We start from the raw sequence: 12,695 nt of genomic DNA, 5'->3' as shown, positions 1-12,695 counted from the left end.
GCGAGGCGATTACGGCGTTTTCGCGCTGCGTTTACGCCGTCGTCGCGATGCGTCTGCACGTTTATCGCACGGTCTTGCGGCCGTTCTGTATGTACACGCCGTGGGGCAGCCGGCCGGCGGCCATGCGCTGGCCGCTCAGGTTGTAGACGGCGGTGGAGCTGTCTGTGCGGGCTGCGGGCAGCACGGAGACACCCGTGGACTGGCCGAGATACCTGAGCGTGAAGTTGTCGAAGCAGCACCAGTCGCGCACGTACTCCTGCGTCTTGCGCAGCCCCAGGGTGATGCTGCCGGCCTCGGGCAGCGTCAGCCGCAGCGTGTTGCGGTAGAGCCCGAAGCCGTTGAAGGCCCGGTTGGCCTGCGAAACGTTGTCGGGAAAGGTGTAGGGACTGATGCCATACTGTGTGACTGCATCGTCGTAGAGGCTCATCACCGGGGTCTCCGCGTCGTTGGCAAAGAGCACGGCGAGGAGCTGCTCGCTGCCATCGTCGTGGGCCGTGACGGCCGGCGCGATGTCGCCCTGGCGGTAGAAGGCCTGCACGGTGACCTCATAGTCGCCCTTGGGCATGTTGTCGAGCGTCTGGCTCATGATGAACGGCGTGTTCCAGAACTCGGCCACCTGGCCGTTGGCCTGGGTGAACGAGGGCCATGTGGCCCAGCCCGTGCGGCCGGCGCTGAAGTCGGCGTTCTGCACCAAGGGGGTCAGGTCGGCGGCCTTACCCTCCCCGGCCAGCCGCTGCAGGTAGGCCTCGTACAAGGACTTGGCGGCCTGCAGGGCGGTGAGGGCGGCATTCATGGCCTCGATGTTCTGGGCCAGCGTGCCGGCCGAGGCGTCGAGGGTGGCCGTGGCCTGCTCCACAATGTCGCCCAGGGCGGGCTCCTGCGAGGCCCGGTAATAGCCCTCGACGGCAGGCAGCAGGGTCTTCACCTGCTCCCAGGTCTTGAGATAATCGTATTCCTCGGCCGTGATCTTGAGGATGCTGCCGTGCTGTGCGGCCACGTTGCCGCTGATGCGGGTGGGAGAGCCCACGTTGAGACCATGCTCGTCCATGTCGCGCATCTTGTAGCCGTAGCCCCCGCCGTAGTTGATGTAGGCCAGTTTCCAGCGGGTGCTGCCGATGGGCCGCCACTGGGTGGGGGCCTCAATGGCCTGGTTGTTCTCGTTCACGTGGAAGCCGGCGGTCTGCGTCCACTGGCAGGTGCCGGTGGTCTCGCCGGAGCGGGGCACCAGATGGGTGGCCGTGGCACGGTAGAAGCCGGAGCCTTGCTCGCTCTTGTAGAGCATGACGTACTGGCGGTCCACGTCGTTCCACACGATGTCGGCGTCGATAATGTCGTAGCCCGGATCGAAGTAGAGCGCGGGGCGGGTGAGGATGTTCAGCTCGCTGTCCACCTGTTGGTAGTAGATGCGGTGGCGGTCGGGGAAGCCCACGCTGTAGTACACCACGTAGCTGTCGGTCTCGCGGTCGTAGATAATCTGCGGGGCCCACGCGGCCTTCATGTCGTCGGCCGTGATGCCGCCGAGGGCTTCAAGGTTTTCCGGGGTCTCGAGATCTATCTTTACGTTCTTGGTCCAGTGCACCAGGTCGGGCGAAAGCATCAGCTCCATGATGTGGTTGCTCGTCCAGCCGAGCCGCGAAGTCATGTCGGTGCCGGCCAACATGAAGCGTCCGTCCTGCGTGCGGCACACGTAGGCGTCGCGCATGCCGCCGGTCACGGTGGCGGCCTTGGTATCGAACACCTCGCCGCCACCCAGCAGGTCGTCCCAGGTCTGGCCGGTGCGGCTCAGGGCATAGCAGGTGTGTTCCTGGCTCTGGTGCATGTGGGCGAAGAGGTATGCCGACTTGCCGGCGTCCTCCTGCTCGTAGGCTGGGTAGGCCTCGGGCACCTCGGCGCCAATCTGCGACACGGGCAGACGGTAGACGCTGAGCGAATAGGCCGGCACGTCGAAGCGGGTATGCGTGCCGTCGGTCACGGTGGCCGCCTCCTCGGCGGGCTCCACGTTGCGGGGCTCGTCCATGGTGTTCTCGGCACTGCCGTGGGCGACCGCCAGGCGCACCACGCGGCCATTGGCCATGGTCATGTTCTTCACGTTCAGCTGCAACTGCTGGGACGTGGCGTTGGGATTGACCACCTTGAGCAGCAACTCGCCCCGTTCTTCGTCGATCTGCACGCTCTGGTAGAGCGCCTTGGCCGCCGTCGCGGGAAGCGTGAAGCGGCTCACCGTCTCGCCGTCGAGCTTGCAGCTGACGCTGGAGCCCTGCACATCGACCTCGATGTCGTACCAACGGTCGTTCTCGATGCTGCCGGAGGCCGAGGCCAGCGTGGTCTTCGAGCCGCCCACGCAGTGTTCCACGCCATGCTTGGTATTGCTCCAGCCGCCCAAGTTCCACCACGTGTAGTTGTCGGCATCCTGATAATTGAAGATGATGAGGAAGCCCTCGTTGCCTCCTGTCTTCCTCGCGCGTACCTTATATATATAGCTGTCTCCCCCGACGGGCACCTGCAACAGGGCCGTGCAGTTCTGGGCCACGGCGCCCTGGGCCAGCTCTCCGCCGGCGGCCGTCCACGAGCCTCTGTTGAATGTCCAGTCGGTGGCACCGGCAGAAAAGTCGTCGGTGGCCAGCGTGCGGCCGTCGGCGGCGGTGAGCTGCACGTCGTCGTAGGCCACTTGCGTGTTCCACGCGCCCACGCCCACCAGCTGCGAGGCGGGGTCGGTCTGGGTGGCGTTGCCGCTCTCGGTCCACTTCAGGTTCTGCTTGCCCAGCCCGTTGCCCAGCATCCGCTGCACATGGTAGGAGGGAGTGACGAAGTGGTCGGAGGCGTTGAAGTGGATCATGTCGTAGGCCCAGAGGGGATCGGACTCATGGGTAAAGATAGGCGCAAAGGAGGCCATGCGGCACACGTCGCTGTTGCGCTCCATGCCCAGCATGTAGATGGCCTCGCCCAGTGCGCTGTTCATGTTGCCGTAGCGGCCGTAGCTGCCGCCGTTGGCGGCATACTCGCCGTTGTAGACACCGATAGAGCGCGGGTAGTTGTCGTATTTGTTATAGTTGGCCCGCATCCATTCGTGGCTGCGATAGTAGTGCTCGTCCACCAGTTCCACGGGATAATCGTTGCGCCACGAGGGGTTGTCCGTGCCCCAGGCCTCAACGTTGCCGATGGTCGTGATGTCGGGATATTTGGCTTTGATGGCCGTGTAGAACATGTTGTAGCGTTCGGCATACTGGTCGCTCTGCTGGTCGCTGGCGGCCTGATAGTTCTCGTTGCCTATCTCGACGAACTTCAAGTGGTAGGGTTCGGGGTGCCCGTTGGCCACGCGTCTGGCGCCCCACTCGGTCGTGGCGTCGCCGTTGGCATACTCAATGGCGTCGAGGGCGTCCTGCACCAGGGTCTGGGTTTCGTCCAGCGTGAGGGTGTATCCGTGGCCCAAGCCCACGTTGACCACGAACAATGGGGCAGCCCCGAGGTCTTCGCAGAGCTGCAGATATTCGTCGAAACCGAGTCCGTCGCTGGAGAAATAGCGCCAGTTACGGTTGTAGTGGCCGGGCCGCCGCTCGATGGGCCCGATGGTTTTCTTCCATTGGAAGGCGTTGTCGTAGCTGCCCTCTCCCTCCACGTAGCATCCGCCGGGGAAGCGGAGAAAGCTGGGACGGGTGTCGGCCAGCAGCTGCGCCAGGTCGGGGCGCAGGCCGTTTTTTCTGTTTTTCCACGTATAGGGGAACATCGACACCATGTCGATGCTCAGCTGTCCGCCCACGTCGGCCAGCAGCACGAGCTGTCCGCGCTTGTCGGTGGCGGTGGCCACGATGGTGGCCGAGAGCTTGTTCCAGCCCCCGTTGCCGACGGTTCCTTCGAGCGTGGCCTCGCCAAGAACCGCCGTTCCGTCTTCGGAACGGAGCTGGGCTTTCAGATGTTGGTTGAAAATGGACGGTGCCTTGACCCACAAACCGAGGGTATAGGTGGAGTCCTTGGTGATGCCCATGCCCCAAAAACCTGCATTGCAGACGCCCTTGGGCTGCGTGGACGAAGCACCGGCAGTGTTGACGGCCAGCGCCTGCTTCTGGATGTCGTTCATCAAATCGTCGGTCTGGAGCTCGACGGTGGCGCCTCCGAAAGCCGCCCAGCCGTCCATGCCCTGCTCGAACGAGCGGTTCTTCACCAGCTCGGCATAGAGCCCGCCCTCGCCCGCGTGGTTGATTTCCTCGAAGAAAAGCCCGTACTGATAGTTGCTGATGACGGGGCCCCGCTGCGTGGCGTCAAGGTTCATCACGGTCTGTGCAGACGTGGAGAGTATGGCTGCGCCGAGAAGGGCAGTCCAGATGATGCTGCGCTGTAACATACAGAAGTATAGTATGATTTGATCAATTGCTGAAAGAAAGGGAATCCGGAGGCGGGTCGGGCCCGCCTCCGGTCTCCTATAGAAGAGGGTTTGGGGTTACTTAACCACCACCTTGGTTACTTTCACAGTGCCGTCGGCCATCGTGGTCTTCACGATGTTGATGCCTCTGGTGAGGGCGTTCTTCTTCACACCGTTGATGCTGAACACCTCGGTCTTGGCCACTTCGCTCACCTGAGCCTCGTCGATGCTGGTCACGGGCTTGGTGCTGTTGGGGCCGAAGTAGGTGAGTTTCCAGTTGTCCAGAATCACCCAGTCGTTGTCAACGTTCTTGTCCTGCTTGATACCGATGGTGAGTTTGCCGTCGGTCACCTTCACCGTGATGCTGTTCTGGTAAGCGTCATCACTGAAGTAAGACTTGGCCGAAATCATGTCGTTCGGCACGAAAAGCTCGGTGTCGGCAATCTGGGAAGAGCCTGTATAGCCCTTGTCCTCCGAAGCACCGGAAGCCAGCAGCCTCACGGCCGTGCGGACGGTATCGCCGGCCACGGCATAGAGCCAGGCGTTGCCCTCGGTGTTCTTGTCGGCCGTGTACTTCTTGTAGTCCTCGGACGCTGTGCCGAAGCGATAGAAGGCGTCCACCTTCACCTCGTAGGTGCCGTTGGGCAGACCATCGATGGTCTGGTTCAGATCGAACTTCGTGTGGAAGAATTCCAGCAGCAGGGCGCTCTTCTGAGAGTCGCTGTTGCCGAAGCTGTAGCCGTCGGAGTTCCAGCCCTCCACGGAGTTGGCACCGTCTTTCTCGAAGCCCGGGGTCTTGATGGCCATGGTCAGGTCGACGGGGTTGTCGTCCGACGCAGAAGCAGCCTCGGCCGGAATGGCCAGCTTGCTCACCATGACGCCCACCTTATTAATATAGTCAGAGGCCTGGGCATTCTCCATTGTCCTGGAGTCGAGGCCGTTCTCGATGGCCTCGAGCAGCCTGGCAGCCTCGTCCTTGGTGGCCTGGACGGCCGTCGAAGAAACGTAGGCAGCGTTGAGTTCCTCCTTCTTGGCCTGCAGTTGCTTGAAGAGAGCCACGGAAGCAGCGATGGAATCGCTGTTCTCAAGCAGGCTGGTCAGTGCGGCGAACATGGTCTTGCCGTCGCCGCCGGCCAGCTTCGTGTTGGCATCGGCAATGGCTGCATTGGCATTCTCGAGCACGCTCTTGCCCATCGGGTCAGTGGTCTCGGCCTCAGCTTTCGTGACTGCAATCTGCTGCTCGAGCAGCGGTTTCACCACCTCGGCCTTGGTGCCCTGGAACACCATCTGGAAGTTATCCCAGATAGCCCAGCTGTCTTTCAACTGGTCGGTGCTGCCCTTCACGCCCACGCGGAGCACGTCACCGGCCTTGGCAACCACGCCGAACGAAGATACCTTGTAGAGACCATTGCGGAAAGCAGTGGCGGCAACGGCCATGTCGTTGGGATACCAGTAGGTGCTGTCCGGGTTGATGTAGGGAGGATTGCCGCCCTCGTACTTGTAGAGCTCGCCGGTCTTGTTGCCGGAGTAGGGCACATGCTCGTCGAATACGCTCTTGAAGTGGGTGGCGTTGTTGTTCACATAGATGTCGACCACGTCGTTGTTGGCCGTGCCTTCCGTATAGGCCTTGTAGGCGTTGTCGCCGCGGCCATAGCGGTAGAAGCCCTGCAACGAGATCTCGTACACGCCCACGGGTGCACCCTTCACTTCCTGATAGATGTCGAAGTCTTTGTTGTTCCAGGCCTCGAAGCAGTGGTTGTCGGAGTTGCCGCCATAGGCCACGTTGCCGTCGCTGGCTTTCTTCACGATCCAACCATTGGTCTTCTCGAAGTTGGCATTCACGAGATACTTGTCGCTTACGTCCGTTCCTTCCTTGATTCCGTTCTTGATGGCATTGTCGATCATAGTGAGCACTTTCTGCGTCTCGGCGCGTACTTCCTCGGTCGTCAGCGTGGCTTCGCCCAGGATTTCACCGGCCGTCAGGTCGCAGTAGTCGCCCAGATCGTCCTTGTCGCTGCCTGTGATATTTTCATCTGCAGCGATGACCTTACCTCTATCGACAGCCTCCTGATAGGCCGTCCAGGCAATCATGTTGGAGTCGATGGCCAGGCTTTCTGTCTCGATGAGCTTGATGGCGTCGAGCACGTCCTGCTTGCTCGAGGCAGAGGTCAGGCCTGCAATCTTGGCGTTGTAGGCATCAACCATGCCATGAGTCACGAGCTTCTCACCAACGATCGAGGAATAATCCTTGGCCGACTTCTTGGCTTCGTTGAGCCACATGGTGTAGGCATCGGCGCCGTTGCCATAGTAAGTGAGCTTCCAATTGTCGAAGAGCGTCCAGTCAGCTCCCACTTTGGTGCTCTTCTTGAGGCCGATGCGCATGGCGCCGTCCTCGGTCGAGAAGAACAGTTTGTTGCCGGCATAGAGGCCGTCGTTGCAATAAGCTGCGGCCGTCTCCATGTTGTTCGGTATATAATAGGTAATACCATCTTCGGTCGCACTGCTTTCGCCCATGCCCTTGGGCGAGGTCAGGGCCTCGGCGAACGGGTTCAGAATGCTCACGTTCAGGCTGTCCTCGCCTACCTTGGCATAGAGCTTGGCATTCTGATTGGTCTGGTTCTTGAAATTGGTAAACGAAGCACTGGAATTGCCGGCACGGTAGAACGCGCTCAGGCTCACGGCATACACACCCTTGGGAGCATCATTGATGTCCTGGTAATAGTTATAGTTCATGTCGTAGAACTCGGCATTTGTGTAGCTCTGGAATTTAGGAGCGTCGCCCTTCCAGCCGTCGTTCTTGTTGGCTTCGTAGCTGGGATTGACAATCAGCGAGGTCTTGTCCATCGGATTTGCAGCCGATGCAGTCTGCTCGTCAGCCTTGGCCATGGCTTCCTTGACGACTCTCGTGGCAGCCTCAAGCTCGTCCTTGGCAGCGGCTTCGTTCAGATAAACCGCCTCCTGGGCAGCCACGTCCACACCCTTGGCCTTGGCCTCGTCGATGGCAGACTTCAGTATTTGGGCCGTTGCGTACAACTCATAGGCCGCATTGTAGGCCGCACCGTCGGCCTCGCTCACGAAATACCAGTCCACAAAGTTGTCGGCAGCCTCCAGATTCCAGTACAGGCGGGTGTTGCTGGCAGCCTCTGCGCCCTTGATGCCGAGATACGTATCGGGGAACTTGTCGCTGCTGAAGTTGGTGTTTCCAGCTCCTACAGTGAGGCGATAAATGTCGTCAGCCTGTGCCTGCACGGCCCACAGCGTGTCGGCTTGGTTCTTCCAGTCCACCCACAAGTCGCCGTTGGCGGCAGCCCAGGTCATCTTGATGGCCTTCTGGTTCTCCACAGAATCCTTGATGATAACCGACTGATTGTCCCATGCGCCACCCTCGTCGAGATGCTGGGTGACCCATACCTTGTAGCCAATTTCACCCACACTGCCGCGGGTGTCGTAGTCATTGGCTCCTTTGAAGAACTGCTTGGAGCCAACGTTGTACAGATACATCGGCTTCCCAAACTGCAGGGCAGATTTCTGCGGGATGGGCTTCTGTCGTACACCATCGACTACCATGGCAGTTGCACCAGTGCTTGCAGCAAACACGGTACCCACGAAAAGTAGTTGTGCAAACTTCATAAAACGGAATTAAAAAGTTAATAAAAAGTATGATATAAGTTACTTGCCTTTATCCCATTTTTAGGTTTCGAGCGCTTTTTGAAGCACTTCGGGTACAAATATAACACATTTTAGTGTAGCTTCAACAAATATTCGACGTTTTTTTTTAATTGGGTCGGCAAAGGGTGTAAATTTAACTCTTTTAGCCCGAAAAGCGGATGCAACAGGTCCCACGATTGAGTTGACGAGCCTCCATTTGCAGAAAACGGATGCCGGAGGACACGGCCGCGCGAGTGTCAGACAATCGGAAAAAACAAAAGATTGAGCCCAAGAGAAAAATCGAAGAGACGAAAAGAAAAGGAATGGGACGGAAAGAGAGCACTGCCAAACGGCACCAACCGCATTTTCTCCAAACAATGGAGGAAAACAAAGAAAAAAGCGGCGGCAACGCGCCGGCCATGCGGTATTTTTGCTATCTTTGCCCGTAATAACGGTGAAAACGCCCTTGCAAATGGGTGAAAACATCCTTGCAAACGGGCAAAAACCACATGCCATCAGCCTTATGGAGCAACTGCTACACTACTGCTGGAAGCACAAACTATTCCCACTACACCCCCTCCGCACGACCGACGGCCGGCCGGTAGAGGTTGTCGACCCAGGCCTGCACAACCGAGATGCGGGCCCAGACTTCTTCAACGCCAAGGTACGTATCGACGGTACCATGTGGGTGGGCAACGTAGAGATACACGACCGGTCGTCGGACTGGTACCTACACGGGCACGACCACGATGCCCACTACGACAATGTGGTGCTCCATGTGGTGGGCACGGCCGACCGCGAGGTGCAGACCTCACAGGGGATCGCCCCGCCCCAACTGCAACTTGACGTGCCGGCCACAGTGTCCGACAACTACGAGGCCTTGTTGCACGAGGACAGTTACCCGCCCTGTTACAAAATCATCCCCACCCTGCCCCGCCTCATGGTGCACGGCTGGATGAGCGCGTTGGAGACCGAGCGGCTGGAGCAGAAGACAGAAGCCATCCGCCGTCGGGTGGAGCAATGCGGCGGCTCCTGGGAGTCGGCCTACTTCGTGACGCTGGCACGCAACTACGGATTCGGCATCAACGGCAGCGCTTTCGAGCAGTGGGCGCAGGGCATTCCCCTGCATGCAGTGGATCATCACCGCGACGATCTGTTCCAGATAGAGGCCATCTTCATGGGACAGGCAGGGCTGCTGGAGCCCACTTCCCTGCCCGACCGCTACCGGGCGGCGGCCAGTCAGGACGACTATTTCGTGCGAATGCGCAAGGAATATCTCTATCTGGCCCACAAGTTCGCCCTGCAGCCCATGAACGCCCACCAATGGCGATTCCTCCGGCTACGGCCACAAAACTTCCCGCATATCCGCATTGCGCAGCTGGCCCACCTTTATTATCAGCACCGGGCCGGGCTGAGCCGGCTCATGGCCTGCCCGGACATCAGGCAGACCCGCGAGCTGCTGCGCACCACGGTGACTCCTTACTGGGAGACGCACCATCTGTTCGGCGCACCGGGCAAACGCCAGACGAAGACCATCTCGACAACCTCGCTCAACCTGCTGCTCGTCAACACGGCGGTGCCCATGCTCTTTGCTTACGGCCGCTACAAGCAGGACGAAACGCTCTGCGACCGGGCCTTCGACTTTCTGGAACAGCTCAAGGGCGAGGACAACCACATTGTGCGGATGTGGAAACGCTGCGGACTGACCGTGGAGACAGCCGGAGATGCACAGGCCCTTATCCAGCTCAAGAACGAATATTGCGACCGCAAGGACTGCCTGCGCTGCCGCATCGGCTACGAATATCTCAAGGCGGGACACACCGCCGACACCCAACAGACCCAACCTGAATATGAAAACAAACAAAAAGTACATGTATGAAACGCACATGGAAGTGCGCGACTACGAGTGTGACATCGAGGGCATCGTCAACAATGCCAACTATCTGCACTACACGGAACACACGCGCCACCGCTTCCTGCGGTCGCTGGGACTGAGCTTTGCCGCCCTGCACGAGCAGGGTGTGGATGCCGTGGTGGCCCGCATGCAACTGAAGTTCAGGGTGCCGCTGAAGTGCGACGACGAGTTCGTCTCGCGGCTGAACCTGCACAAGGAGGGAGTGCGCTATGTCTTCGAGCACGACATCTACCGTGCCTCCGACGAGCAGCTCTGCTTCCATGCCGACGTGGAGCTGGTGACGCTCATCAACGGCCGGCTCGGCGTGAGCGAAGACTACGACCGCGCTTTCCTGCCGGTCATCGAGCGGTTTCAGGCTGAAAAGTAATGGTTTTCTCAGGAGTTAGGGAGTTAGGGATTGATGGAGTTAAGACCATTGTATCTTGGTTGGCACACCAAGACGAAGCAACCCAATACAGTCTCGGCCGCAAGACATTTGCCTTCACTCCATCACTCCTTCACTCCCTAACCCCAAAAGCGATATGTCTTCACTCCATCACTCCTTAACTCCTTAACTCCAAAAGGAAAATTATGCCCACGCCCGAAGAAGTTCTCAACACAGCCATTCTCACCCGGTTGAGCTATTTCAGCCTCAATACGATGGTGACGCTCTATCGTGAGCTGGGCTCGGCCACGGCCATCATGGAGCGGCGGCACGAGCTGGGCCGGCTGTTCCCCGGACTGCCCCACAAGGTAACCGAGGCCCTTGCCGACACCACGGCCATGCGCCGGCGCGCGGCCGAGGAGCTGGACTACGACGCACGCCACGGCATACAGGTGCTTTGCCTGAACGACGAGGCCTATCCCTGGCGGCTCAAAGAGTGTCCCGACGCCCCGTTGATGCTCTTTTACAAAGGCACGGCCGACCTGAACCGCCGACACATTATTAATATAGTGGGCACCCGCCACTGCACACCCTACGGGGCCGACCTCGTGCGCCACTTTGTGGCCGACCTGCGCGAGCTGTGCCCCGACGTGCTCATCGTGAGCGGACTGGCCTATGGTGTGGACGTGCAGGCCCACCGCCAGGCCCTGGCCCGCGGCATGGAGACGGTGGCCGTGCTGGCCCACGGCCTCGACACCCTCTACCCACAGGCTCACCGCGACACGGCCAACGAGATGGTGCGCCGGGGCGGACTGCTCACCGAGTTCATGACGCACACCAATGCCGACAAGCTCAACTTCGTGCGACGCAACCGCATCACGGCCGGCATCAGCGACGCGTGCATCCTCGTGGAGAGTGCGCTCAAGGGCGGTGGACTCATCACCACCCGCATCTCCAAGGAGTACAACCGCGACGTCTTTGCCTTTCCCGGCGCCGTGGGCGCCACTTACAGCGAGGGCTGCAACCGCCTCATCCGCGACAACGGCGCGGGCCTCATCACCTCGGCCGACGACTTTGTGCAGGCCATGGGCTGGCAGGACGAGCGGCGGCGGCAGGAAGCCCGTGCGGCGGGCATCGCCCGAGAACTGTTCCCCGACCTCTCGCCCGAGGAGCAGCGCATCGTCGGCATTCTGCGACAAAACAATGACTTGCAGGCCAATATCCTCTGCGTCAAGGCCGGCATGCCCGTAGGCGACGTCACTTCCCTGCTTTTCGGCCTGGAGATGAAAGGCGTGGTGAAGCCCTATGCCGGCGGAACCTACCATCTATTGGGCTGATTTGCGCCGCAGCTCCAAACTTTTTCAGTACCTTTGCGCCCAATCATGAAGATAGGAAACATTGATTTAGGAGAACGTCCCCTCTTTCTCGCGCCCATGGAGGACGTGACCGACATCGGATTTCGCAAGCTCTGCAAGCGGTTCGGGGCCGACATGATGTACACGGAATTTGTGTCGGCCGACGCCATTATACGCAGCATCAAGTCCACCCTCGACAAGATGCGGATAGACGAGGACGAGCGGCCCGTGGGCATTCAGATCTACGGACGCGACGTGGAAGCCATGGTCGAGGCGGCCAAAATCGTGGAGAGCGTGCAGCCGGACATCATCGATCTGAACTTCGGCTGCCCGGTAAAGAAGGTGGCCGGCAAGGGCGCCGGGGCGGGCATGCTGCGCAACATCCCACTGATGCTCGACATCACGCGGGCCGTGGTGGCGGCCGTGCACACGCCGGTGACGGTCAAGACGCGGCTGGGCTGGGACCAGAGCAATCTCGTCATCACCGATCTGGCCGAGCAATTGCAGGACTGCGGCATCCAGGCGCTCACCATCCATGGCCGCACGCGGGCACAGATGTACACCGGCCAGGCCGACTGGACGCTCATCGGCGAGGTGAAACGCAACCCGCGCCTCCGCATCCCCATCATCGGCAACGGCGACATTGCCACCCCCGAGGAGGCCCGCGAGGCCTTCGACCGCTATGGCGTGGATGGGGTAATGATAGGCCGCGCCACCTTCGGCCGCCCGTGGATCTTCAAGGAGGTCAAGGACGGCATGGCTCTCGGCGACGCTGCACGCACGTCCCTCACGCTCGACGAGAAGATCGACGTGCTGGAGGAACAGCTGCGCATCAACGTGGAACGCATCGACGAATACCGGGGCATCCTGCACACGCGCCGCCACCTGGCAGCATCGCCTATCTTCAAAAGCATCCCCAACTTCCGCCAGACACGCATCGCCATGCTGCGGTCAGAGACCGTAGAGGAGCTCACCGAGCTCCTCGAGGAGTGCCGCACGCGGCTCAAGGAGCTTGCCGAGGGGCACGCTTAAGCTCTGGACCAAGAACGCTTCGAC

7 protein-coding genes are annotated in these 12,695 nt (G+C 60.2%); 5 read left to right on the top strand and 2 right to left on the bottom strand.

Annotated features, from left to right (window positions below):
- Positions 1–61: 61 nt before the first annotated feature.
- Entirely contained in the window at positions 62–4,339 is a 4,278-nt protein-coding gene (locus tag L888_RS0111580) for an alpha-L-arabinofuranosidase C-terminal domain-containing protein (RefSeq protein ID WP_027952998.1), read from the bottom strand.
- A gap of 96 nt (positions 4,340–4,435) precedes the next feature.
- Positions 4,436–7,987, bottom strand: coding sequence for a hypothetical protein (locus L888_RS0111575; protein WP_027952997.1), 3,552 nt, complete (start codon positions 7,985–7,987; stop codon positions 4,436–4,438).
- Positions 7,988–8,287: 300 nt separating this feature from the next.
- Here L888_RS0111575 and L888_RS0111570 point away from each other — a divergent pair, with 300 nt between their 5' ends.
- The 5 genes from L888_RS0111570 to dusB all read left to right on the top strand — a co-directional run bounded on the left by L888_RS0111570 (position 8,288) and on the right by dusB (position 12,671).
- Complete coding sequence (locus L888_RS0111570) at positions 8,288–8,485, top strand: hypothetical protein (protein WP_156925008.1); 198 nt, start codon at positions 8,288–8,290, stop codon at positions 8,483–8,485.
- A 43-nt stretch (positions 8,486–8,528) separates the two neighbouring features.
- On the top strand, positions 8,529–9,884 hold the full coding sequence (locus tag L888_RS0111565; RefSeq protein ID WP_044249380.1) for a DUF2851 family protein: 1,356 nt from the start codon (positions 8,529–8,531) through the stop codon (positions 9,882–9,884).
- Positions 9,856–10,287 carry an acyl-CoA thioesterase gene (locus tag L888_RS0111560; RefSeq protein ID WP_027952994.1) on the top strand — a complete coding sequence of 144 codons (432 nt, stop codon included), beginning with the start codon at positions 9,856–9,858 and terminating at the stop codon, positions 10,285–10,287. The genes L888_RS0111565 and L888_RS0111560 overlap by 29 nt, the downstream gene beginning before the upstream one ends.
- A gap of 203 nt (positions 10,288–10,490) precedes the next feature.
- Positions 10,491–11,621, top strand: coding sequence for a DNA-processing protein DprA (gene dprA, locus L888_RS0111555; RefSeq protein ID WP_027952993.1), 1,131 nt, complete (start codon positions 10,491–10,493; stop codon positions 11,619–11,621).
- Between the two features lie 45 nt (positions 11,622–11,666).
- Positions 11,667–12,671: a tRNA dihydrouridine synthase DusB gene (gene dusB, locus L888_RS0111550; RefSeq protein ID WP_005845510.1), complete on the top strand. Its 1,005-nt coding sequence runs from the start codon at positions 11,667–11,669 to the stop codon at positions 12,669–12,671.
- The last annotated feature ends 24 nt before the right edge of the window (positions 12,672–12,695 follow it).

It is taken from the genome of Hallella seregens ATCC 51272 (assembly GCF_000518545.1).
Classification (GTDB): Bacteria; Bacteroidota; Bacteroidia; order Bacteroidales; family Bacteroidaceae; genus Prevotella; species Prevotella seregens.
The sequence above is the reverse complement of the archived record's forward strand: the minus strand, read 5'-3'. Positions and strand labels throughout refer to the sequence as shown.

Bases quoted from the DNA above. Each gene is read 5' to 3' on its own strand.
- L888_RS0111575 (WP_027952997.1), bottom strand. From the start codon at position 7,987: ATGAAGTTTGCACAACTACTTTTCGTGGGTACCGTGTTTGCTGCAAGC.
- dprA (WP_027952993.1), top strand. From the start codon at position 10,491: ATGCCCACGCCCGAAGAAGTTCTCAACACAGCCATTCTCACCCGGTTG.
- L888_RS0111565 (WP_044249380.1), top strand. From the start codon at position 8,529: ATGGAGCAACTGCTACACTACTGCTGGAAGCACAAACTATTCCCACTA.
- L888_RS0111560 (WP_027952994.1), top strand. From the start codon at position 9,856: ATGAAAACAAACAAAAAGTACATGTATGAAACGCACATGGAAGTGCGC.
- L888_RS0111580 (WP_027952998.1), bottom strand. From the start codon at position 4,339: ATGTTACAGCGCAGCATCATCTGGACTGCCCTTCTCGGCGCAGCCATA.
- dusB (WP_005845510.1), top strand. From the start codon at position 11,667: ATGAAGATAGGAAACATTGATTTAGGAGAACGTCCCCTCTTTCTCGCG.